Annotated in this window: 23 protein-coding genes; 12 read left to right on the forward strand and 11 right to left on the reverse strand. The window is 62.8% G+C overall.

Annotated elements, in window-relative coordinates; genetic code table 11:
• The first annotated feature begins 52 nt into the window (after window positions 1-52).
• A complete protein-coding gene (locus AWB77_RS07825; RefSeq protein ID WP_061133845.1) occupies window positions 53-1,201 on the forward strand; it encodes a DSD1 family PLP-dependent enzyme in 1,149 nt (382 codons plus the stop codon).
• Here AWB77_RS07825 and AWB77_RS07830 read toward each other — a convergent pair.
• The 7 genes from AWB77_RS07830 to AWB77_RS07860 all read right to left on the reverse strand — a co-directional run bounded on the left by AWB77_RS07830 (window position 1,198) and on the right by AWB77_RS07860 (window position 8,523).
• Complete coding sequence (locus AWB77_RS07830; RefSeq protein ID WP_061134082.1) at window positions 1,198-2,247, reverse strand: FUSC family protein; 1,050 nt, start codon at window positions 2,245-2,247, stop codon at window positions 1,198-1,200. The two genes, AWB77_RS07825 and AWB77_RS07830, sit on opposite strands and share 4 nt — an antisense overlap.
• 212 nt (window positions 2,248-2,459) lie before the next feature.
• On the reverse strand, window positions 2,460-2,645 hold the full coding sequence (locus tag AWB77_RS07835; RefSeq protein ID WP_061134083.1) for a hypothetical protein: 186 nt from the start codon (window positions 2,643-2,645) through the stop codon (window positions 2,460-2,462).
• A 147-nt stretch (window positions 2,646-2,792) separates the two neighbouring features.
• Window positions 2,793-3,977: a c-type cytochrome gene (locus AWB77_RS07840; protein WP_061134084.1), complete on the reverse strand. Its 1,185-nt coding sequence runs from the start codon at window positions 3,975-3,977 to the stop codon at window positions 2,793-2,795.
• A 73-nt stretch (window positions 3,978-4,050) separates the two neighbouring features.
• On the reverse strand, window positions 4,051-5,790 hold the full coding sequence (locus AWB77_RS07845; RefSeq protein ID WP_061133846.1) for a methanol/ethanol family PQQ-dependent dehydrogenase: 1,740 nt from the start codon (window positions 5,788-5,790) through the stop codon (window positions 4,051-4,053).
• 197 nt (window positions 5,791-5,987) lie between these two features.
• Entirely contained in the window at window positions 5,988-6,269 is a 282-nt protein-coding gene (pqqD, locus tag AWB77_RS07850; protein WP_061133847.1) for a pyrroloquinoline quinone biosynthesis peptide chaperone PqqD, read from the reverse strand.
• A gap of 62 nt (window positions 6,270-6,331) precedes the next feature.
• Window positions 6,332-6,406 (reverse strand): pyrroloquinoline quinone precursor peptide PqqA, encoded by a 75-nt coding sequence (pqqA, locus tag AWB77_RS07855; RefSeq protein WP_008347847.1) that lies wholly within the window; start codon window positions 6,404-6,406, stop codon window positions 6,332-6,334.
• Window positions 6,407-6,579: 173 nt separating this feature from the next.
• On the reverse strand, window positions 6,580-8,523 hold the full coding sequence (locus tag AWB77_RS07860) for a sigma-54-dependent Fis family transcriptional regulator (RefSeq protein WP_061134085.1): 1,944 nt from the start codon (window positions 8,521-8,523) through the stop codon (window positions 6,580-6,582).
• Window positions 8,524-8,887: 364 nt separating this feature from the next.
• Between AWB77_RS07860 and AWB77_RS07865 the strand changes: the two genes are divergently transcribed.
• The gene (locus tag AWB77_RS07865; RefSeq protein WP_061133848.1) at window positions 8,888-9,082 is read left to right on the forward strand and encodes a hypothetical protein; all 195 of its coding nucleotides are present in this window, start codon (window positions 8,888-8,890) and stop codon (window positions 9,080-9,082) included.
• Between the two features lie 122 nt (window positions 9,083-9,204).
• Here AWB77_RS07865 and AWB77_RS07870 read toward each other — a convergent pair whose 3' ends face one another.
• The 4 genes from AWB77_RS07870 to AWB77_RS07885 all read right to left on the reverse strand — a co-directional run bounded on the left by AWB77_RS07870 (window position 9,205) and on the right by AWB77_RS07885 (window position 13,720).
• Window positions 9,205-9,849, reverse strand: a complete 645-nt coding sequence (locus AWB77_RS07870) for a LysE family translocator (RefSeq protein WP_061134086.1) — start codon at window positions 9,847-9,849, stop codon at window positions 9,205-9,207.
• 62 nt (window positions 9,850-9,911) lie between these two features.
• On the reverse strand, window positions 9,912-11,492 hold the full coding sequence (locus tag AWB77_RS07875) for a GGDEF domain-containing protein (RefSeq protein WP_244158488.1): 1,581 nt from the start codon (window positions 11,490-11,492) through the stop codon (window positions 9,912-9,914).
• Window positions 11,493-11,601: 109 nt separating this feature from the next.
• Window positions 11,602-12,450, reverse strand: a complete 849-nt coding sequence (locus AWB77_RS07880; RefSeq protein ID WP_061133849.1) for a hypothetical protein — start codon at window positions 12,448-12,450, stop codon at window positions 11,602-11,604.
• Window positions 12,451-12,634: 184 nt separating this feature from the next.
• Window positions 12,635-13,720 (reverse strand): tartrate dehydrogenase, encoded by a 1,086-nt coding sequence (locus AWB77_RS07885; RefSeq protein WP_061133850.1) that lies wholly within the window; start codon window positions 13,718-13,720, stop codon window positions 12,635-12,637.
• A 134-nt stretch (window positions 13,721-13,854) separates the two neighbouring features.
• Here AWB77_RS07885 and AWB77_RS07890 point away from each other — a divergent pair, with 134 nt between their 5' ends.
• The 10 genes from AWB77_RS07890 (at window position 13,855) to AWB77_RS07935 (ending at window position 23,677) form a co-directional block, all read left to right on the forward strand.
• Entirely contained in the window at window positions 13,855-14,775 is a 921-nt protein-coding gene (locus tag AWB77_RS07890) for a LysR family transcriptional regulator (RefSeq protein WP_061133851.1), read from the forward strand.
• Between the two features lie 149 nt (window positions 14,776-14,924).
• Window positions 14,925-16,079, forward strand: coding sequence for an efflux RND transporter periplasmic adaptor subunit (locus tag AWB77_RS07895; protein ID WP_341844953.1), 1,155 nt, complete (start codon window positions 14,925-14,927; stop codon window positions 16,077-16,079).
• A gap of 1 nt (window position 16,080) precedes the next feature.
• Window positions 16,081-16,773 carry an ABC transporter ATP-binding protein gene (locus tag AWB77_RS07900; RefSeq protein WP_061133853.1) on the forward strand — a complete coding sequence of 231 codons (693 nt, stop codon included), beginning with the start codon at window positions 16,081-16,083 and terminating at the stop codon, window positions 16,771-16,773.
• A gap of 6 nt (window positions 16,774-16,779) precedes the next feature.
• Window positions 16,780-17,934 carry an ABC transporter permease gene (locus AWB77_RS07905; RefSeq protein WP_061133854.1) on the forward strand — a complete coding sequence of 385 codons (1,155 nt, stop codon included), beginning with the start codon at window positions 16,780-16,782 and terminating at the stop codon, window positions 17,932-17,934.
• A 9-nt stretch (window positions 17,935-17,943) separates the two neighbouring features.
• On the forward strand, window positions 17,944-19,110 hold the full coding sequence (locus AWB77_RS07910) for an ABC transporter permease (protein ID WP_061133855.1): 1,167 nt from the start codon (window positions 17,944-17,946) through the stop codon (window positions 19,108-19,110).
• Between the two features lie 103 nt (window positions 19,111-19,213).
• Window positions 19,214-19,606: a tautomerase family protein gene (locus AWB77_RS07915; protein WP_061133856.1), complete on the forward strand. Its 393-nt coding sequence runs from the start codon at window positions 19,214-19,216 to the stop codon at window positions 19,604-19,606.
• A 29-nt stretch (window positions 19,607-19,635) separates the two neighbouring features.
• On the forward strand, window positions 19,636-20,007 hold the full coding sequence (locus AWB77_RS07920) for a GFA family protein (protein ID WP_061133857.1): 372 nt from the start codon (window positions 19,636-19,638) through the stop codon (window positions 20,005-20,007).
• 150 nt (window positions 20,008-20,157) lie between these two features.
• A complete protein-coding gene (locus AWB77_RS07925; RefSeq protein WP_061133858.1) occupies window positions 20,158-21,627 on the forward strand; it encodes an alkaline phosphatase family protein in 1,470 nt (489 codons plus the stop codon).
• Between the two features lie 187 nt (window positions 21,628-21,814).
• The gene (locus AWB77_RS07930; protein ID WP_061133859.1) at window positions 21,815-22,900 is read left to right on the forward strand and encodes a linear amide C-N hydrolase; all 1,086 of its coding nucleotides are present in this window, start codon (window positions 21,815-21,817) and stop codon (window positions 22,898-22,900) included.
• Between the two features lie 108 nt (window positions 22,901-23,008).
• Window positions 23,009-23,677: a DUF3348 domain-containing protein gene (locus AWB77_RS07935; protein ID WP_061133860.1), complete on the forward strand. Its 669-nt coding sequence runs from the start codon at window positions 23,009-23,011 to the stop codon at window positions 23,675-23,677.
• The last annotated feature ends 10 nt before the right edge of the window (window positions 23,678-23,687 follow it).

Raw genomic sequence — 23,687 nt, forward strand, 5'->3', positions numbered from 1 at the left:
AAATGCAGCGCTATGATCAACGTCTGATTCCACATCATCGATACGACTTGCCATGACGCTCGCACCTCCGCCCGCCGCCCGCGTGGGCGACCCGCTCGCCTCCGTCGCCACGCCTTCGCTCATGCTCGATCTCGACGCCTTCGACGCCAATCTCGCGGCGATGTCGGCGTTCGCGAATCGCCACGGCGTCGTGTTGCGTCCGCATGCGAAGGCGCACAAATCCAGCAAGATCGCCAGGCGTCAGATCGCAGCGGGCGCGGTCGGCGTGTGCTGTCAGAAGCTGTCGGAGGCGTATCCGTTCGCGGCGGCGGGCATCGCGAGCATTCACGTCAGCAACGAGTTCGTCGGCGCGGACAAAGTGGAGATGGCCGTCGAACTCGCATCGCACGTGCGGCTTTCCGTATGCGTGGACGCGTTGCCGCAAGTTCGCGCGCTCGGTGATGCGGCGGCGCGCGCGGGCGTCACGATCGACGTACTGCCGGAAATCGATGCGGGGCAACATCGTTGCGGCGTGACGAACGAAGCCGCGTTGCTCGCGCTCGTCGATGGCATCGCGGACCAGAGCGCGCTGCGCTTCGCGGGCATTCAGGCGTATCACGGCGGCATCCAGCACGTCGCGGACTGGCGTATGCGCCACGACGAAGCGAAGCGCGCCACCGACGTCGCCGCGCGTTACGTGCGCGCGCTCGATGTACGCGGAGTGCGCTGCGGCATCGTGACGGGCGGCGGCACCGGCACCGTCGAATTCGATGCGGCGAGCGGCGTCTTCACCGAGCTTCAACCCGGCTCATATTTGTTCATGGATGGCGACTATGGCGACATCGGCTGGGACGGCGAGTTGCGCTGGCGTCATAGCCTGTTCGTACTCTCGACGATCATGAGCGCGACGCGGCCCGGCATGGCCGTATGCGATGTCGGTCTCAAAGGGCTCGCCGTCGATTCAGGCTTGCCGCGCAGCGCGCATTGGCTCGACGCGAGCACGATGCCTGCGTTGACGTATGTCTCCGCGAACGACGAGCACGGCATGTTGCAAGCGCAGGGCGACATGCAAAGCGACTTCGCGGACCTCGTCGGCATGCGTCTCATGTTGCCGCCGGGCCATTGCGATCCCACCGTGAATCTCTACGACGAATACGTGTGCTATCGAGGCGAACGCGTGAGCGACATATGGCCGATCGATGCACGCGGTCTCTCACGTTAAGCCTGAGACTCCTTCGGCGGGTAGATGGTGACCATCAAGGCTTCGAGATCCGCGACGATCAGCCCGACGACGAACTGCGCCACTTCCTGCGCGCCGTGCGCCGCCTCCTGCATCGCGAGCGCGCGCTTGAGCGTTTCTACAGAGGCGCGTGCGCGCGCGACCTTCGCATCATCCTGATGATTCGACGCAAGGACGCTCGCGAGCGTCTCGAACAATGCCTGCAATTCGCGGCCCGTCGTGCCGAGCCGCGCCGCGCACGTTTCGCGATCGAGACATGACACCGCTTTCGCAAGAAAGAGCGCATCGCTGTGCAGACGCCGCAGAAACGGCGCGGCTTTGTCGATGGCATCCGCGCGATGATTCTGCACGAGCACGATGATGTGCTCGCGCTCCGCTTCCTTCAGTGCATCGTCGAAGGCTTTCTGCGCGTCGGTGCTTTGCGTCTCGAGGCGCGTCGCGCGCGCGTCGTCGATTTCGCCCGACAGATACAGCCCGATCAACTGACCGAGACTCTTCAAGGTATCCGCGACACTGCGATGTGCCGACGTCAGCGCGCGGTTCGGCCATAACGCTGACGCGACGAACGACGACGCCGCGCCGATCAATATCTCCAGCACGCGATGCATCGGCCGCTCGAAAGGCGAGCCCGGTCCCGACGGAATCAACACGACGATCACGAGCGTCACGCATGCGAGCCGGAATGCGGGCCGCTTGGCGCTCAACGCGGCGAGCGGTACAAGCGCGACGGAGAAGACCGCAAGCGGCGGCGCGCCGCGCTCCATAACGAAGATACCGAGCACGCCCACCACGGCGCCGATGAATGCGCCGATGATCTGATCGCGCGCGATATCGACGGCTTGCGTGAGGCTCGGCTGCGTCACGATGACGAGAGTCGTGATGAGCGCCCAATAACCTTCGGGCAGCGCGGCGAGTCGCGCGGCGGCGTAGCTGATCGCGCAACTCATCAGCGTGCGCAAAAGGCGTCTTGCTTCGGGCGCGCCGAAGAAGGCGCGGACTTGTCGTCGAGTGCGGGTGATCGCGGTCATGCGGTCTCGCTCGATGATGAAACGAAGAGGGAAGAGAAGACGCAACGCATGCGTGCGCCGGTGCTGCATTATGCCAATGCGCACGGAGCGAGCGGGAAGAAGCGTGTGGCGGGGGAAGAGGAACGAGGCGGCACACATGCCCTTGCTGTGGACACGCGGCCGCCTCTGTGTCGCTGCGAGCGGAAGTCTGGACGAAACGTCAGGGTATATCGTCAGGTGAGTATTGGCACTGCTTCGATCAGCGCGAGCCCGAGTAGCGCCCCGATGGCTGCGCCGATGAGCTTCGGATGCCAGCCATCCAGATGCAGTGCCGTAAGCAGCGCGCCGAACAGGATGACGCCGAGCAAAGCGAAAACCACGACAAGATAGCCGATTTCGAGATCGTTATTGATAAGCACGACGCTGGGCTCCCGCCGGTTCGAACCGGCCGATTTGCGCATTGCGCCGCGTTGCGGCCTCGGATCGAACCCGCCCCGCGCGACACTTCAAGTATATGTCACGTTGTGACGTAATCAAGACGGGCAATCGATGTATGCATGGCGACCTCAACGGCCCGGCCCCGCATTGAGCGGCAGTTTCGACGCGCGCGCGCTGTCGGCGGTCATTTTTCCGCTGCCCGGTTTATAGCCGTTCGACATCAGCAGGAATGCCATGATGTCGGCATAGTCCTGATCTTTCATCTTGCCCGGACGGTCGGCGGGCATGTTGGTTTCCATATAGGTGAAGATGCCGCCGACGGTGAGATGCGAGTTCGATGGCGGGGCGAACGATGGACCTTGCAACGCGGGCGCGGTCACGCCTTGCAGTTGCGCGCCGTGGCATTTCGCGCACGAACTCGAATACAGCGTCTTGCCGTGCGTCGTTTGTGCCTGCTCGAACGTCGGCGGTTCGATGCCTGCTTCGTTCGCCACCTTGATGATGCCGCTACGCATCGGCATTGCCTTCGAAGGTACATCGAGATAGCGCGATACCGAAGCGCTTTGCGCGGGCAACGTCCATTGCCGCGTCAGCACTTGCAATTGGCCATCGTCGGTCATCGATGTCAGCGCGTTGTCGATACGTGTGCGCAACGCGGCGGTTCGAGCGCCGAATGCGAATGTGAGATGCCAGTCCGCGTAGGGCGAATCGGCGGTTGTCACGGTGAAGCTATGTTGCGGATGCGCGATGCGATATGCGACGACCGCCGGATACCAGACGATCGCACGTTGCGCACGTCCGCTCGCCACGGCAACGACCGTCGATGCCGACGTGTTCTCGAGATCGAGCGTCACGTCGTGTCGTTGAACGGCGATGAGTTGCGCGGGACTCGCGTAAGTCGCGGCGACCGTGTGCTTCGCCGTGTCCTTGAGTTCGGCATCGGGCGCTTCGATGCTGACGTAACCCGCGCGCAGATAGCCGCGCGAGAACTGCATCTTGCCGCCCGATGCATCGGCGATGGCAGAGCGCGGAAAGCCCGCTATTACGTCGCAGTCGCGCGCGAGCGTCTTGTCGAGTTCGTGCAGCGATACACCGTCGTCGTCGCCTTCGCCGATGCCATGCGATACGACGGCCGCTGCAATCTTGGCTCGCGCGAAAACCGCCTGGGCGACGCTGCGATCGAGCGCCGCCGACGGGCTGCCGGGGAACGTGCAGATCTTAACGACTGCATTCGAAGCCGAAGCCGATGACGTGAGGACGATGCAGGCAACCAGCATGCCCGCCGCGCGAGTGAAACGGATGGAGTAATTCATGTCGATGCGTCCGGTGATGTCGATAAGCACCGCAAGCGCGCAGCGTATCGCGCTCGCGGCTCGATTCGAAGGATCAGGCGCGGTTGAGCGCGAACACGTAGAGCGTGCCGCCGCGCGGCACCTTGTCCGCGGCTTTCGCCATCGGTCCGCCCCAGATCGGATTGGCGCCGCCGTAACCCGCGAGAATGGCGACGTATTCCTTGCCGTCGATCTCATACACCGAGGGCTGCGCGATGATGCCGCTTGCGAGCTTGGGGCTTTGCCACAGAACCTTGCCGGTCTTTTCATCGAACGCATAGAGATGGCCGTCGAGCGAGCCGCTGAACGCGAGGCCGCCCGCCGTGGTCGCGACACCGCCGTTCCACGGCAGCTTGCTCCAGTGACTCCAGACTTTCTTGCCTGTATCGACATCGATGGCCTGCAATTCGCCATAGCCTTTGCTGTTGGGCTCCGGCTTGATCTCGAAGCCTTCGCCGAGATAGGGCAGGCCTTCCATGTAGTTGACCGACTTGCCGGACAAGGACATGCACGCATGGAGGGCCGGCACGATAGCGAGATGCTTCTGCGGATCGTATGACACGGACCACCAGTTCTTGCCGCCGAGAAAGCTCGGACATGTTTCGATGGTCGTGCCGGTCTTCGGATACTTGGCCGCATCCTGAATGGGCTTGCCATCATCGGTATAACCGGTGACCGATGTCGCCGTGACGAAGGGCCGCGCATAGATCAGCTTGCCGTTGCTGCGATCGATCGCATGAAAGAAGCCGTTGCGGTCCGCATGAATGATCGCGTCGTAGTCCTTGCCCTGATATTTGATGTTCGCGAGCACGGGCGTGTTGACGCCATCGTAGTCCCACGTGTCATGCGTCGTGTATTGATAGTGCCATTTGAGATCGCCCGACTTCGGATCGAGCGCGAGCAGCGAGTCGGAATAGAGGTTGTCGCCTGGACGAAGATCGGCAAGCCACGGTCCCGGATTGCCGACGCCCCAATAGAGCGTCTTGCTCGCCGCGTCGTAAGTGCCGGTGAGCCATGCGGGCGCGCCGCCGTGTTCCTGCATGCCATCGGGCCATGTATCGCCGCCGGGTTCCTTCGCGCCAGGCACCGTATAGCGCTTCCAGAGCACTTTGCCGTCGTTGGGGTCGAGTGCTGCAATGAAGCCGCGCGCGCCGTATTCACCGCCCGAGCTGCCGACGACGAGCGCGCCATCGAGTGCGAGCGGCGCGAGCGAGAACGCATAGCCGACGCCCGGATCGAACATCGCCTTCTTCCACACGAGCGCGCCCGTTTGCGCATCGAGCGCGGCGACTTCGCCGTTCAGCATCGCGACGTAGACGTTCTTGCCATACAGCGCCACGCCGCGATTGACCACATCGCAACATGCGGTCTTGAAGGATCGCGCATCGAGATTGGGCTCGTATTTCCAGAGTGATTTGCCCGTTGCGGCATCGAACGCGTAGACGTTGTCCTTGGGCGTCGTCACGAAGAGAAAGCGGCCATTGACGATCGGCGTAGCTTCGAAGCCTTGCTGCAGGTCCTTTGGAAACTTATAGCTCCATACCTGCCTGAGATTCTTCACGTTGCTTGTGTCGATCTGCTTGAGCGGCGAATGACCATGACCGTTATAAGTGCGGTAGTACGTGAGCCAGCCCGGGTCGTCCTGCGCGCTTGCGAGACGTTCGTAGGTGACATCGGGATATGGTGCAGGCGTCGCGTCCGCCGCGATAGCCTGATGCTGCCCTACGCCGAATGCAGCCATGACGCCTGCCGCGAGCGCCGCGATACGCATTGCCGGCTCGATACGAATCTTCATCGTTGTCTCCTTGATGTTGTCGGTGCGTCACCAAGGCAAGTCATGTGCCATTGAATATCGATGCGCGCGTGTGCCTTGCTGCACGCAGATCTCGCGTACGAAGCCTCGCATTCGAGCGACGTGAAGCGTTCATGCATCGCTGTTGCATCGTGGAGCAGTGGGACGTTCGACGTGTTGCCCGATGCCACAACGCGAATTCAATCGAGCCAGCCGAGACGGCGCGCCTGATCGACGAAGCGATACACATCCGCGGTCAGCCCCGTCATGCCGAAGCGCACTTCGAGTTCACCGATGATGTCATCGAGTTCGCGCGTGCCATCGCAGCGTGCGAGTATCTCGCCCGCGCTGCGGTTCAGTTCGATGCTGCCGTGCGTCTGCACAAGCTCGCATGAGTGCATGTCCGCATGCCAATGGAGCTTCAATGGCGTGCGCAGGCGCGGGCGCGTGGAAGCGTCCGCATGCGCGGTCGTCGGATTCATGTGGGAAGAAGAGAGGGCGCGGTCCCGGGTCTCATCGACCCGGAACCGTCATTAGCGAAGCATCAGCGTGTCGCGATGTACATCGTGATCTCAAAGCCGAAACGCAGATCGGTGAAGGCAGGCGTCGTCCATTGCATGTTCATCTCCTTGATGATGTTCGAGTCGGATCGCGAACCGTTTCGCGATCGGCCGTCGAAACGCAAGGTCCATGCCTCTAACGAAAGACAGTGCATATGCACGCTTCCATCCTTTCAGTCCGGTTTCGTTTCGTGACGAGGGTGTATCGAAGTGGAACACCCCACGGAACAGGTCACTGCTCCATCGATGAACAAGCGGGCAGCTTGCGATAGATCGTGTTGCGGGATACACCGAGCGCACGCGCGGCGGCCGATACGTTGCCGCGATGCCGCGCGAGTGCCGCCGCGATCACGGACGCCGTGATCTCCTGCAGACGTCCCGAAGCCGGCGGCGATGAAGCGCATGCTTCAGAGGTGATTTGCGCATGCATGCGCGGTTCATCGAAGAAGTCCTCGGGAAGATGTTCGCGATGAATGCAGCCATCGTCATCCACCATAGCAGCCGCCGTGCGCAGCAGATTGCATAGCTGCCGAAAGTTACCAGGCCACGCATAGCGCTCGAAGAGCGCCATCACATCGTCGTCGATGGACAAGCGCATGCCGCAAGCTTCATCATCGCTCACGGCGCGCAGCATCTTCGTAATGACTGCCGCGAGGTCGGTGCGCTCGCGCAGCGGCGGCAGCTTGACTACGAGCCCGTTCAGTCGATAGTACAAGTCCTCGCGAAAGCGGTTTTGCTCGATCATCTCGCGTAGATTGCGGTGCGTCGCGCAGATGATGGCGACATCGACCGGTATCGACTTGTTCGATCCGAGCGGATCGACGACGCGTTCCTGCAGCACGCGCAGAAGACGCACTTGCAGCGGATAGGGCATGTCGCCGATCTCGTCGAGAAAGAGCGTGCCGCCGTGAGCCTGCAGCAGCTTGCCCGCCGCGCCCTTGCGCCGCGCGCCCGTGAACGCGCCTTCCTCGTAACCGAACAGCTCCGACTCGATGAGATTCTCGGGTATCGACGCACAGTTCACCGCGACAAACGGCCCAGCGCGACGCGGCGAATCGCCGTGAATGGCTTGCGCGAGCAACTCCTTGCCGGTGCCCGTTTCGCCTGTAATGAGTATCGGAATGTCCTTGCCGATGACCTTGCGCACCTTGCCGATGACGGCGGCCACTTTTGCATCGCCCGTATCGAGCGATGCGAGCCTCGACGATGGAACGGGCGTTGTCGATGCATGGGGTGCCGGCTTGCTTGCGACGGACCTGGACGCCACATCGGCAAACGGCGCACGGTTGAGCCGCACGCGCGCGCACACGACCGCGCCATTGTTCAGATCGAGCGCAATGTGCGGCGCGCGGCTTGCATGCGAACGGTCGATCAATTGAGCGCTCGTCATGCCGAAGAGTGACGACAACGTATGCGCGCGCAGCGCCGACAGCGGCAGGCCAAACTGAAACTGCGCGCTGCGATTGGCGGAAAGAAAGCGTCCGTCGCACGTGAAAGCCATGATGCCTTCCATCAGCGTGCCGAGGAACTCGGGGCGGCTATGGAACGCGATCTGCAGCATGCCCCGAAACGTGCTGGAAAACAGATGGTTTTCGATCATCTGGACGGACATGCGCGCGAGCGCCATCGTATGACGATGGTAGCTGCGATGATCGCCCGTCACATCGAGCACGCCGATCAGATCGCCATACGGATCGAGAATCGGCACGCTCGAGCATGTGAGAAAACGGTTTGCGGCGAGATAGTGCTGATCGCCATGCACGACAGTGGGCGAACGTTCCGCGATGGCCGTGCCGATGGCGTTTGTCCCTTGCCGTTCCTCGGCCCAGTTCGCACCGGCTCTGAGCGCGACTTTCTCGGCGCGCGCGAGGAAGTCGTCATCGCCCGTGGAGTGCAGGATAAGACCTTGCGCATCGGTCAGCACGATCATGCTTTGCGTGTTGACGATCTGCTCGCGCAACGTTTCCATCACCGGCGTTGCATGCGCGCACAACACGCGGTTCTGCTCGAGCTTGAGCAGCAGTTCGCCTTCGGTGAGCACGTCATAGTCGGGGCGTGTTGTCGCATTCAGCCCGAACGTTACCGACCGCTCGTGCGCCTTGCGGATCGCCGGAATCGGCCAGTTGCGCTCTCGCTCGTCACAGGTAGCCGCAGTCTCGCGAATATCGTCTTGCATCGTCTCCTCCTTGTGCAAGCGCCGGTCGTATCGCCGGATAATCGAGCGCGGTTAAAAGCAAGTCCTGCGCCAATTTGCGTTTTGCATTCAATGTAGGAAAAACGAAAGGTCGTCGCGTGCGTCGACGCGTGTGTCATCGCGGCACCGACAAGCCATCGAGCATTGTGTTGGTCGACGTGCGACTTGCGCTTATCGATGGCTTCGTGAGCATAACTGCCGGATGCCCGTCCGACCAGGCGCGGCGGGCATCGATGCCCGATGCGTTGCGCGTTGGCATATCCAATGCAAAAGACCGGACGAGCGCCAACAGGCGCTCGAGTCGAATCGAACGAACTCTCGCTCACGCATCGCAAGGAGAAACGCCATGACGAACCTGAAGCTCGATGATCTGCAACACGCCCAGCAATTGTCCTCGTCCGAGATGTCCCGCATCGTCGGAGGCGACAAGAAGGAGCCTGCCGGCCGCCCAATCCACATCGACGCTCAGAGCGGCGTGCTGACCTTCAAGGACGGCTCGAAGTGGACGATGGATCTCGACGGCAAGCTGCATCCGCTATGACGCGCGTGCTTTTCGAATGCTTGTCCAACAGGCCGGACTCGCCGCGCGGCGCGTCCGGCCTTTTTGCGTTCTGCATTCGAAACGCCAGATGGTGTTTTGTGTAATGCGTTTTGAATGCGAAATCAAAGGCCGGTTCTGCCCGCCGTGAGGACGAGCCGCAAGCCGAGCATCGCAATCACGCTTGCCGCGATGCGGTCGATCCATTTTCTCGCGCGCAGGTATATCTCGCGCGGGCGCTTGCTTGAGAAACCCAGCGCGACGATGGTGTACCAGCCCGTCTCGATCGCAAAGACCATCGGCGGAAGCACGAAGTAGCACCAGAGCGGCGGATGTTGCGGCAAAAGCGCCGCGAAGATGCTGCCGTACCAGATGGCCGTCTTCGGGTTGCTCAGCTGCGTCGATAGCCCGAGCCAGAATGACTTGCGTGCGCGTGGCGTTGGTGCGGGCACGGCGTCGTGGCCGGGTATGTGCATCGGCTGTGCGGCGCCGAGCCAGATCTTCGATGCGACGTAAATCAGATACAGCCCGCCCGCGATCTTCAGCGCGACGTAGAGCCACTCGACCGCAACGAGCAGCGTATAGAGCCCGGCGAGCGCGATGCCGCCGAAGAAGATGCCGCCCACACCCATGCCGAGCGCAGTCGCGAGACCATCGGCGCGCGATATGCCGATCGCATTGCGGGCGACGATCACGAAGCTTGGGCCGGGAATCATCGCGCCCAGCAGCAGAGAGAACAGAATCGCGAGCACGGCAGTCGATGCGTTCATCGGATTATCTCCTTCGGATAAGGCATCTTGCATTAAGCATGCATGATACGCGCGCCGTCGCCTCAGACGCCGCCGCTACCAACGCTGTCCTCGTGAATCGCGCGGTTCCGTCCCGTGCGTTTGGCGAGATAGAGCGCGGCATCGGCGCTGTTGAGGAGCTTGAGCGCATCGTCGCTCTGGCGCGGCGAGGCCGTCGCGATGCCGATGCTGATGGTCAATACGCCTCTGGCCGCCGCGCTGTTCGGAATGGCGAGGGCTTCCACGTTCGAGCGCAGCCGCTCCGCGAACGTGAGCGCGCCGCTCGCCGCGGCGCCCGGCAGCACGACGACGAACTCCTCGCCGCCGTAGCGCGCGACGATATCGCCGGGCCGCTTCGCTGCATTCTGTATGCAATCGGCCACGGCGATGAGCGCATCGTCGCCCATCGCGTGACCGTAGGTATCGTTGTAGAGCTTGAAGTGATCGACATCAACGAACAGCGCCGACAGAGGCTGATCGGCGCGGCGGGCGCGTCGCCATTCCTCGTCGAGCCGGCGGTCGAGCGCGCGTCGATTGCTCAGCCCGGTCAGCGAATCGGTGCCTGCGAGACGTTGCAGTTTCTCTTGCGCGATTGCACGGGAGCGAAGCGAAATCGCGAGCAGCCAGGAGACGACGATGAAACAGCCGCCGAACATCAACGTCAGACCGCCGATGATGACGCTGCGTTCGCGCCAGGCAGCGAGCACGTCATCTTCCGCAGGCGCGACAGCCGCGATCAACTGCGTGCCCGGCACATGCTGGAAGGTATAGAGCCGCCTGACGCCATCGAGCGGAGAGCGTGAGATATAAGAGCCGGAGGGCGCGTTCTTCATCGCGGCGAAGGTCGGGGATCTCGCGACGTTGCTCGCTTCATCGGAAGGCAGCGCGGGCTTTCTCGCGATCATCACGCCGTCCTGCTGCACGATGAACACCGACCCGGACTGGCCGACGCTCACATGCGAAAGCAGGTTCTTGAAGTAGGAGACGTTCAACGCGATCACCGCGACGCCCGCGAACGAACCATCGGGCGCATCGATGCGCCGGCTCATCGCAAGCGAGGCCGCGCCTTGACGCAATCGCGATACGTAAGGGCCGGAAATGAAGAGGCCGGCATCGGGATGGTCGGCGTGAACCCTGAAGTATTCTCGATCGTTGAAGAGCAGATCGGAGTGCTCGGAAGGATCGCGTTCGACGACGATACGTCCTTCGCGATTCATCACGAACGCGCCGCCGACGGAGCTCATGCCGGTGGCGCCATCGAAGAGCACCAGCTTGCGCAGGTCGGGAGGCAGCGCCATCACGGCGGGATTTTCGACACCGCGCGCGATGGTGCGCAGCGATAGATCGCTCGATTCGACATTGCGCGCGATATCGGCGCTCAACGTGGCGACGAGATTGGCTGCCGCATGATGCGCGTTCTGCAGCGCCTGCGCGCGTCCCTGCCACAGCGCGGCGAACGACAACACCGCCATCGATAGCGCGATGACCGTGCCCATGAGTCCTGCGAGTGCCGGATACCGCGAGAACGCTTCGGCAAAGCGCATTGCTGCGGTACTGTTGCGTCGTATCAGCCGGCGGCTGACCATGCGGCCGGTCTTGCGAACGGCCTTGAATCTGACAGGCATTCATGTTCTCCGCGTGGCGCCAAGTTCCGCACGACCCCGCTTTGCATCGAAAACACCATGTTTTAGGAGCGATTTGCTTTGCGCGATCCGATTGTAGTCGGTCGCTTCGCTACTTCACGAGGCGCAGCCGCTTCGTGATGATCGTGCCTTCCTTGCGATCGATGAGCCACGCTGCGTCGACACGTCCGTTCAACGTGGACGTTCTGCGCGTGATGTCCGTCGGCTCTTCGTCGGTGGGCGCGCTGTGCTCGATGTCGTCGTTGAGATAGGGCGGTGCAAGCGTGCAGATGAGGACGATCGCGAAGTCGCCGTTGCCGCGTTCGTGATTGAATGACGCAAGCGCGGTTCGTCCGCTGACGGTCGTCTTGATGCCGCCTTGCGGCTTCAACTGAATGACGTCGAAGGTCTGCACGAAGCCTTTCTCTCTGGCTTCGGGCGCGACTACGAGCTTGCGGCCGCTTTGTCCCTTGACGGTTTCCTTGAGCAGAATTGCATCGGGACTCGCCGGGGCCGCGAGCGAGACATTTACGGTAAGCAGCTTCTTCTTCGACAGATAGCGCACGCCGTACGAAACCGGAATGACGAACGTGAACATGCGGTCCGATTGCGCGACCGGCTGGCTTGCACCATGCGACGTCTTGTCGAACGGACGAGAAAGGAAGGCGCGCACGCGGCCTGTGATCGACGCCGGTTGTCCGGGTGCGGGTTGACCCGCGAGCGCGTCGCGGACGTGTTCGGGATCGTCGCCCGTGAAGTTCGGTGGAAGGGCATCGACGGACATGATGCCTTGAGCGGACGCACCGCTTGCAGCGCTTGGGCCGCTCGCACCGCTCGCGACTTCGGCGGCGCTCGCCGCGCGGCCGCCATGCGGCGTGGCCGCGAGCGCGGACGCTGTCAACGACGACAGCGCGCAGGCGACGCACAAAGCGATGCTATGTCCGCGTTTCAATATATACACCTGCCACTCCCTGCCGCACCGGGCCTGTCACGCTGGAAGTGGCTATCTTAAAGCGAAGCGCGCCGATCGGCATCTTGCATGCGTGATATTGAATTCAATATCAATCACGCAGGGCCGGCGATGGCGGCTAGCGGATCGTTCCGACAGCAGGGGCGATCAGTGCATCAACGGCATCGCTCGTTCGTTATGCCGCAGCCGCTTCGACGCGCGCGACGAACGCGCACACGGCGGCCGTCACCTGCGCGGTCGTCGCCGTGCCGCCGAGATCGCCGGTATGCAGCGACGGGTCGGCCGTGACGGCTTCGACCGCGGCCATCACGCGTCGCGCGGCGTCGAATTCGCCGAGATGCTCGAGCAGCATCACGACGGACCAGAACGTGCCGATCGGGTTCGCCAGCCCCTTGCCCATGATGTCGAACGCGGAGCCGTGGATTGGCTCGAACATGGACGGATAGCGGCGCTCCGGATCGATGTTGCCCGTCGGCGCGATGCCGAGGCTGCCCGCCAGCGCGGCGGCCAGATCGCTCAGGATGTCAGCGTGCAGGTTCGTGGCGACGATCGTGTCGAGCGTGGCGGGCCGATTCACCATGCGCGCCGTAGCGGCATCGACGAGTTCCTTGTCCCACTTCACGTCAGGAAACTCCTTCGAGATTTCGAGCGCGATCTCGTCCCACATGACCATCGCGTGGCGCTGCGCATTGCTCTTCGTGATGACCGTCAGCAGCTTGCGCGGACGTGACTGCGCGAGCTTGAATGCAAAACGCAAAATGCGTTCGACGCCGGCGCGCGTAAGAATCGAGACATCGGTGGCCGTCTCGATCGGATGGCCCTGATGGACACGTCCGCCGACGCCCGAATACTCGCCTTCCGAGTTCTCGCGCACGATTACCCAGTTCAGGTCTTCCGGCTTGCACCGCTTGAGCGGGCCGTCGATGCCCGGCAGGATGCGCGTCGGGCGCACGTTCGCGTACTGGTCCAGACCCTGGCAGATCTTCAGGCGCAGTCCCCACAGCGTGATGTGATCGGGCACGTCGGGATCGCCCGCCGAGCCGAACAGGATCGCGTCCTTGTCGCGCATGGCATCGAGGCCGTCGGCGGGCATCATGACGCCGTGCTGGCGGTAATAGTCCGCGCCCCAGTCGAAGTTCTCGAACTGGAATTCAAAATTTTGCGTGCAACGTGCCAGCGCTTCGAGCACCTGCTGGCCCGCGGGCACGACCTCCTTGCCGATGCCGTCGCCGGGAATGGTCGCGATGCGGTACGTCTTCATGTCTAGTCTCCGTTTTCGATGGCTCGTCCAAGGTGCCGGGCGCATTTCAGCGTGAAGCCACTTTACCTAACTTCTAGCGTCAGAACCGGTGCTAGACTCAAAGCATCTTTAACTTTTATTCACAAGTTGACGTCATGGCGGAGACCGTTCAACCATCCGACCTGAGCTTTTTTTCGACGCTCGCCGCGTCGGGCAGCCTCAGCGCGGCGGCGCGCGAACTGGGCCTCACGGCCGCCGCCGTCAGCAAGCGACTCACGCAGATGGAAGCGCGCGCGGGCGTGCCGCTCGTCAACCGCACGACGCGGCGCATGATGCTCACGCCCGAGGGCGAGCTGTATCTCGAACACGCGCGGCGCATTCTCGATGAGATCGACGCACTCGCGGAACTGCTCGGCAGCGCGAAGAAAAGTCCGAAGGGGCTGCTGCGCGTGAACGCGACGCTGGGCTTCGGGCGCAGTCATATCGCGCCGGCGATTTCCCGTTTCGTCGCGCGGCATCCGCAGGTGTCGGTGCAGCTTCAGTTGTCGGTCGCGCCGCCGCCGCTCACCGACGATACCTTCGATGTCTGCATCCGCTTCGGCGAGCCGCCCGACACGCGTGTCATCGCGCGGCGTCTCGCGCCGAATCGCCGGCTCGTGTGCGCGGCGCCCGCGTATATCGCCGCGCACGGCATGCCCACGACACCGCACGATCTGACACGGCACAACTGCATCGGCATCCGTCAGGGCGACGAAGCCTATGGCGTGTGGCGTCTGACGACGGGACGCGGCGCCGCGCGCAAGACCGAAGCCGTGCGCATCAAGGGGAATCTCACGACCAACGATGGCGAGATCGCCGTGAAGTGGGCGCTCGAAGGGCACGGCATCCTGATGCGCGCAGAGTGGGACATTCGCGACTATCTTGCCGATGGCCGTCTCGTGCCCGTGCTGCCCGAACACGAAACGCCCAACGCGGATATCTACGCGGTGTATTCGCGGCGGCATCAGATGTCGGCGCGCATCCGGGCATTCGTGGATTTCATCGCGGACGAACTGAAGCGCGCATACGGCGCCTGAATGCCGCCGCACCGGTACAGACATCACCGTAAGCGAAGCAGATGTCGGCGCTATACTGACCATCCCTTCAACGCATCCCGCCGCCCGTCCATAAATTGGCTGAACACGATCTGGAAAAACTCAAAATCGACCGGGGACCGACTGCCGCCATGCCGCGTCGACGGCGTAGCTGGCTTCGTTACGTCATCATCGCCGCGATCGTGCTCGCGCTCATCGGCGTGGCGTTTCGTCTCACCGGCCCGCAGGCCGTCGAGAGCGCGACCGTGACATCGGTTTATCCGTCGCAGAGCTATACGATGTTGAACGCCACCGGCTATGTCGTGCCGCAACGCAAGGCGGCCGTCGCATCGAAAGGGCAAGGGCGGGTCGAATGGCTCGGCGTGCTCGAAGGCACGCCTGTGAAGGAAGGTCAGATCATCGCGCGGCTCGAAAGCAACGACGTGAGCGCATCGCTTGCGCAGGCTCAGGCGCAGGTCAAGGTCGCACGGGCGAATCTGGAACTGCAGCGCGCCGAATTGAAGAACGCCGAAGTCGATCTGAAGCGCTACAAAATTCTCGCACCGCAAGGGGCGATTCCCGCGACGCAATACGATGCCGCGCTCGCACGTTTCGACAAGGCGAAGGCATCGATCAACAGCGACGAAGCCGCGATCGTCTCCGCGCAGGCAAACGCGCAGGCCGCGCAAGTCGCCGTCGATCAAACGGTGATCCGCGCGCCCTTCGATGGCGTCGTGATCGAGAAGCACGCGAACGTCGGGGACAACATCACGCCGTTCTCGTCGGCGTCGGACAGCAAGGGCGCAGTCGTCACCATCGCGGACATGAAGACGCTCGAAGTCGAGGCCGATGTCGCCGAGTCGAACATTGCGCGCATCGCCGTCGATCAGCCTTGCGAGATTCAGCTCGACGCGCTGCCCGATGTGCGCTTCGCGGGCCGCGTGTCGCGCATCGTGCCGACGGTCGATCGTTCCAAGGCCACCGTGCTCGTCAAGGTGCGCTTCGTCGATCGCGATGCGCGCGTGCTGCCCGATATGTCCGCGAAGGTCGCGTTCCTCTCGAAGCCGGTGCCGCCCGGCGAGAAGAAGGCGGTCGTCGCGGTGCAACCGTCGGCGGTCGTCACGCGCGACGGCAAGAAGGTCGTCTATACGATCGAGCACGATAGCGCGCGCGAACTGCCCGTGTCGACCGGCGAGCGCATCGGCGATCTTGTGGCCGTGCAAGGCGTGAAGCCCGGCGACGTGCTCGTGCTTGTGCCCGGCGACAAGATGAAGGACGGCGCCAAAGTCACCGTGGCGAAGAAGTAACGTGAGCACGACGCCTCTCGTTCAGATCAGCCACGTCGCGAAGTCGTACCGGCGCGGCGTGCAGACGGTGCCGGTGCTGACCGACATCACGTTGTCCATCGCGCAAGGCAACTTCGTCGCGTTGATGGGACCGTCCGGTTCGGGCAAGAGCACGCTGCTCAACCTGATCGCGGGCATCGACCGGCCCGATAGCGGCGAGTTGCGTGTCGGCGGACTGGATATCACGCGTCTGCCCGAAGCCGCGCTCGCGGACTGGCGCGCGGCGCACGTCGGCTTCATTTTTCAGTTCTATAACCTGATGCCTGTGCTGTCCGCGTTCGAGAATGTCGAGTTGCCGCTGATGCTCACGCGCCTCACGCGACACGAGCGCAAGGAGCGCGTCGCCATGGTCCTCGACATGGTCAACATGGCCGATCGCATGAGTCACTATCCGTCGGAGCTGTCGGGCGGACAGCAGCAGCGTGTGGCGATTGCGCGAGCGTTGATTACGGACCCGACGCTGATCGTCGCCGATGAACCGACCGGCGATCTCGACCGCAACTCCGCCGCCGATGTCCTCGCGATGCTGCAACGTCTCAACGACAAGCTCGGCAAGACCATCATCATGGTGACGCACGACGCGCACGCGGCCGGCGCGGCGAAGGCGCTCGTGCATCTGGAGAAAGGCGAGCTGATCGATGGAACCACGAAATAGCCCATCATGTTCGTGCTCAAGCTGATCCTGCGCAACGCGTTGCGGCACAAGCTGCGCACCACGCTGACGGTGCTCGGGCTGACCATCGCGGTGCTTGCTTACGGCCTGCTGCATACGGTCGTCGACGCGTGGTATGCGGGCGCGGCGGCGGCATCGAATGCACGGCTCGTCACGCGCAATGCCATCTCGCTCGTGTTTCCGTTGCCGCTTGCCTATGAGAACCGCATACGCGGCGTCGATGGCGTGACGCTCGTCGCGCGTTCGAACTGGTTCGGCGGCGTTTATCGCGATCCGAAAAACTTCTTCGCGCAGTTCGCCGTGTCGGACAATTATCTCGATCTCTATCCCGAGTTCATCGTGTCGGAGCAGCAGCGCGCCGACTATCGGCGTGACCGCAAAGGCGCGCTGATCGGCCGGCAGCTTGCGGATCAATACGGCTTCAAGGTCGGCGACGTCATACCGCTCAAGGGCACGATCTATCCGGGAACATGGGATTTCGTCGTGCGCGGCATCATGGAAGGCCGCGACGAATCGACCATCACGCGGCAGCTGATCTTTCACTACGACTACCTGAACGAAACGATCCGCAAGACGACGAAGCGCAACGTCGATCAGGTCGGCGTGTATGTCGTCGGCATCAAGCACCCGGACGAAGCGGCTGTCGTCTCGCGCAACATCGACGAGGTCTTCAAGAACTCGCTTGCCGAAACGCTCACCGAAACGGAGCAGGCGTTTCAACTCGGCTTCGTCGCGATGTCGAATCAGATCATCGCAGCGATACGCGTCGTCTCATATGTAGTGATCCTGATCATCATGGCCGTGATGGCGAACGCAATGGCGATGAGCGCGCGCGAACGCACGACCGAATACGCCACGTTGAAGGCGCTCGGCTTCGGCCCCGCGTTCCTCTCGATGCTCGTGTTCGGCGAATCGATGGCGATCTGCGCGATCGGCGGCGGCATCGGTATACTGGCGACGCCGCCGATGGCCGAAGTCTTCAAACGCGCGACGGGCGGCGTGTTCCCGGTCTTCATGGTCTCGCACGAGACGATGCTCTCGCAGGCCGCATGCGCGTTCATCGTCGCGATGGCGGCGGCGATCGTGCCGGCGGTGCAGGCGAGCCGCGTGCGGATCGTCGAAGGCCTGCGGGCCATCGGCTGAGGACGCGCGATGGCCATTCCCGTCTCCTACGTCGCGCGCAATCTATGGGCGCGCCGTCTCACGACGATGCTGACGGCAGGCGGCCTCGCGCTCGTCGTGTTCGTGTTCGCGACCGTGCTGATGCTCGATGCGGGCCTGAAGAAAACGCTCGTATCGACGGGCGAAGCGGACAACGTCGTCGTGATCCGCAAGGGCGCGGAAACGGAGATCCAGAGCGCGATCGACCGCAATCAGGCGCACGTGATGGAGATGCATCCCGCCGTCGCGATGAACGGCGACGGCGCGCCACTCGCATCGAAAGAAACCGTGGTGCTCATCTCGCTCACCAAGCTCGGCACGAACACGCCCGCGAACGTAGTGATTCGCGGCGTCTCGCCGATGGGCGTGCAACTGCGACCGCAGGTGAAGCTCACGGCGGGGCGCATGTTCAGGCGCGGGTCGTCGGAGATCATCGTCGGCAGCAGCATCGCAAAGGGATTCGGCGGCACGCGCGTCGGCGATTCGCTGCGTTTCGCGCAGCGCGACTGGACCATCGTCGGCCATTTCGATGCGGGCGGCAGCGGCTTCGATTCGGAAATCTGGGGCGATGTCGATCAGTTGATGCAATCGTTCCGTCGCACGAGTTATTCGTCGATGGTCGTGCGGCTCGCACGCAGCGATGCCTTCGAAAGCTTTCGCGGCGATATCGACGTGGACCCGCGCCTCGCCGACGAAGCGAAGCGAGAGCAGGTCTTCTACGGCGATCAATCAAAAGCGCTCTCGACGTTCATCAATATTCTCGGCTTCACGTTGTCGATCATCTTTTCGATCGCGGCGATGATCGGCGCGATGATCACGATGTACGCGTCGGTGGCCAATCGCGTCGCGGAGATCGGCACCTTGCGCGCGCTCGGCTTCAAGCGTTTCGACGTGCTCGCGGCGTTCCTGCTCGAGGCGCTGCTGCTCGGTCTCGTCGGCGGCATGGCGGGGCTCGCGTGCGCGGCGCTGATGCAGTTCGCATCGTTTTCGACGACCAATTTCCAGACCTTCGCGGACCTGTCGTTCCGCTTCATCCTGACGCCATCGGTCATCGCTAAAACGCTCGGCTTCTCGCTCGTGATGGGCCTCGTCGGCGGATTCCTTCCGGCGATGCGCGCTTCGCGTATGAACATCGTCGACGCGTTGCGCGCGCGATGATCCGCTTTCATCGAACGGTCGTTGTGAAAGTATTCAATATTCATTACGCAGCATGCGGCGTAGAGTCGGAGTCGTTCACATGCGACTTCGAAGGAGAACCGCCATGCCGCTCGTCAGAATCTCACTCGTCAAAGGCAAGCCGCGCGAGCACATCCGCGCGATCTCGAACAGCGTGCACGATGCGCTCGTCGAAGCGTTCAAGGTGCCCGCCGACGATCGTTTCCAGTTGATCGAGCAGCACGACCGCGACGACTTCATCTATGATCCGGGCTATCTCGGCATGGAGCGAAGCGACGATGTCGTGTTCATCCACATCACCGCGAGCGACTGGCGCGACACGGCGACGAAGAAGGCGTTCTACAAGACGCTCGTCGCAAAGCTCGTTGCATCGCCCGGACTTCGGCCCGACGACGTGATGATCGCGCTCGCGCCGAATCGCCGGGAAGACTGGTCCTTTGGACGCGGACTCGCGCAGTACGTGGAGGACGCGGCCTGATTCGAACCCGCACAGGAGACGCACGCACGATGAACCCGACGATCCTGAAAGGCGCGTGCCATTGCGGCGCGGTCACCTTCGAAGCCGAAACGCCCGCCGAGCCCGCCGTGCGCTGCAATTGCAGCTTCTGCCGGCGGCGCGGCGCGGTGATGTCGGCGCCGTTTCTGAAGGAGAAACTGCGCGTCCTCTCGGGCGAAAGCGACCTTGCGCTCTATCAGTTCAACACGCAGGTCGCGCAGCATTTTTTCTGCAAGCACTGTGGAATTTACACGTTCCATCAAACGCGCTCCAACCCGGATGAATGGCGCGTCAACTTGGGCTGCGTCGACGGCATCGATGCCTATGCGCTCGATGCGCCTGTCAAGGACGGCGCGAGCAGCCCGCTCGTGAAGCGCGCCTGAAGGCGCTGCCGTGTGAGTGATAAGCCTGCGTGCCGGGAATGTTATGTGCTACATCCCGGCACCCACAAGCCGTTCGCGTTCGAAGTCACGAAGCGCAACCGCGTTGCCTTGAGAACGGCGTCGATAACAACACTGACACGGAGCGCCGACATGGCCCAAAAGCCCTCGAACGAACCCGACGCGGTACGCCGCCGTCTGCTTGCCGCGCTCGCCAGCACGGCGATGCTGTCCGCGTGCGGCGGAGGCGGCAGCGATGACGACTCGGGCACCGTCACGCCGACGAGTCCCATCGGCAACATTCCGGCCGATCGCGCGAACCTGCCGCGACCAGCGTTGCCCGCGCCGGCGACATCGGGCATCGATCACATCGTCCTCGTCACGATGGAGAACCGCTCCTTCGATCACATGCTCGGCTGGGCGCCGGGCGCGGAGGGCGCGCAGGCGGGCAAGCAGTTCACCGACGCATTCGGCACGACGCAAACGACCTTCTCGCTCTCGGCCAATGCGGCCTTCGGCTATCAAAGCTGTCAGTTCGCGGACCCCGATCACGAGTACGACGCGGGCCGCACGCATCTCGCGAACGGCGCGATGAACGGCTTTCTGCTCACGCCCGACACGAACAAGACGCGCGGCGATCTGCTGCCGATCGGTTACTTCACGGGCAACGATCTCGAGTTCTATCGACAGGCCGTGACGCAATACACCGTCTGCGATTACTACATGAGCGGCATTCTTGCCGACACGTTCCCGAACCGCGTCTATCTGCATAGCGGCGAGACGGATCGCCTGAGCGATACGCTCGATACGTCGTCGCTCTCGACCATCTGGGACCGGCTCGATGCGAAGAACGTCTCGTCGAAATACTACTTCCACGATGTGCCGTTCACGGCGCTCTACGGCACGCGTTATGTCGGCCGCTCGAAGCTCTTTTCCGACTTCCTTTCCGATGCCGCCAGCGGCAATCTGCCGTCTTTCTGCATGGTCGACCCGAGCTTCGGCGGCGAGGCGAACGGCACATCGAACGACGATCACCCGCATGCCGATGTGCGCAACGGCCAGGCGCTGCTCGGGCAAATCTATGAAGCGCTGCGCACCAGCCCGAACTGGGGCACGACGCTGATGATCATCGTCTACGACGAGTGGGGCGGCTTCTTCGAACATGTCGTGCCGCCGGTCAAGTCGTTGTCGGCGGCGGAGCAGAAACTCGGCAACGATGGCCGTCTCGGTTTTCGCGTGCCGTGCATGCTGCTCGGGCCACGCGTGCGCGCGAACAACGTGGCGCGCTATCCGTTCGATCCGAGCTCGATCCATCAACTGCTCGCATGGCGCTTCGGACTCGACCCGCTCGGCGTGCGCGCCAGCGATCCGACCACCTTCAACATGGCCTATGCACTCGATCTGACCGACGCGCCGCGCACCGATGCGCCCGCGCTCACCGTGGCGCAAGGACCGTTCGGTCTCGCATGCTCGAATACGCCGTCGAGCGGATCGGGACTGGGCACCGTCGACAAGTCGCAAACGGCGAAGGCGGCCGAGGGCGCATCGCAAACGCCGACGCCGGGCGGCCGCTTCGCCGACTTGCGCGCCAAGGCCATGGCGCTGGGATTCCCGTCTTCCTGATCCAACGTCACGTGCCGTGTTTATTGCATGATGCATGCAATAAACACGGCACGGCGCCTGGCCGGCCCATGGGTCATGCGTTCTTTTTTCGCCAGTGTCGTCGACTGTTGCGCGCGCTGTGCTTTACAGCGCCGCCGAATTCCAATATTGCTGACCGTTCGGATGCGAACGACAACGGAATACGGCCATGACCCGTCTGACTCGAAAGCTCGCGTGCCTCGTCGCGCTCGCACTGCTCTCCACGTCGCTCGCGCTTGCCTGCACGCGCGCGCTGTATGTCGGCGACAAGGGGCTCGTGATAACGGGCCGTTCGATGGACTGGTCCGAAGACATGCGCTCGAACTTGTGGGTGATGCCCGCGGGTATCGAACGCGATGGCAATGCGGGCCCGCGTTCGATCAAATGGAAATCGAAGTACGGCAGCGTGGTGGTGTCGGGCTATGAGATCGGCACGGTGGATGGCATGAACGAGCGTGGTCTCGTCGCGAATGCGCTTTATCTGGCGGAGACCGATTACGGCAAGCCCGATCCGAAACGCGATCCGATGTCGATCAGCTTGTGGGCGCAATACGCGCTCGATAACTTCGCGACTGTCGGACAAGCCGTGTACGTGCTTTCGCGCGAGCCGTTCCAGATCATCGCGCCGCCGCTGCCCAACGGCAAGCCGCTCACGATTCATCTTTCGCTTTCCGATGCGCGCGGCGATTCGGCGATCTTCGAGTACCTCAACGGCAAGCTCATCATTCATCAAAGCAAGAAGTACAAGGTGATGACGAACTCACCGATATACGACGAACAGCTCGCCATCGATGCGTACTGGAAAAGCGTCGGCGGACTCGGTTTTCTGCCCGGCACGAATCGCGCGGCCGATCGCTTCGTGCGTGCGTCGTTTCTGCTCGATGCAATTCCGAAGCAGGCCGATCCGAACTACATGGCGGGCGTGCCGCAACAGTCCTACGCCTATCAGGCGGTCGCGAGCGTGATGAGCGTGATGCGTTCCGTGAGCGTGCCGCTCGGCATCAGCACGCCGGAGCAGCCGAATCTCTCGTCGACGATATGGCGCACGGTATCGGATCAGCAGAACCTCATCTATTACTTCGATTCGGCCACGCGGCCCGATACGTTCTGGGTCTCGTTGAAGAAGCTCAACCTCAATCCAGGCGCGCCGGTGATGAAGCTCACCATCGATGCGGGACAGGTTTTCTCGGGGGAGGCTGCCGGCAGCTTCGTCGCGACGCAACCCTTTGCGTTCATGCCGGCGAAGGCGCCTTGATGGCCGCGTTCGCGGCCACGTTCTCGTGACTCGATGCAAAACGGGGCATCGATTCCGGCCGCGCAGGTAAAATAGCGTCCTTTTGCCCCCGGTGATCCTGTGCAAGGCATGAAGCGCACGGCATTCAGCGGCCCGGCGCTCGTTCGCCTGCTGGCACATTTTGCCGATCTCGACGTTCACAAACCCGCTCAATCGCTCGCGGACCGCCTGAGCCAATGGCTCGGCTGGACCGACGCGATCGCGCTTTCCACCGCGCTCGCCTCCGATCCGCCCGCCATCTCCGGCGCGCGATCCGCTGCGCGCGACGTGGAAGAAGAGTGCGCGCGCGTGCGGGCATCGCTTGCGGGCGCATTCGCACGCGAGGAGGCGGCCGCGCGCCGCAGACATCGCGCGCCGGTTCAAGCGACACCCGAAGACGTGCCGGTCGAGTACGCCGACTTTCGTCAACGGTACGTGTCGTTGCAACAGGCGATGGAGTCCGACATCGGCGCGTTGCGCACGCGTCTGCGCTCGATGCTCGCGACGAAGACGCCGGACATGGCGCGTCTCGCCGTCGTCGATGCCGTCATGGAACAGGCGCTGAGCGCGCGTGAACGCAGTCTGCTCGCCAATGTGCCCGCGTTGCTCGGCAAGCGTTTCGAGCGCTTGAAAGAGGCATCGCCGTCCGATGCGTGGCTCGACGTGTTTCGCAAGGATCTGCAAAGCGTGTTGCTTGCCGAACTGGACGTTCGTTTTCAACCGATCGAAGGCTTGCTCGCGGCCCTTCGCCCCCGCTAACTGGCTCGCT

This window comes from Caballeronia fortuita, assembly GCF_001544835.2.
Classification (GTDB): domain Bacteria; phylum Pseudomonadota; class Gammaproteobacteria; order Burkholderiales; family Burkholderiaceae; genus Caballeronia; species Caballeronia fortuita.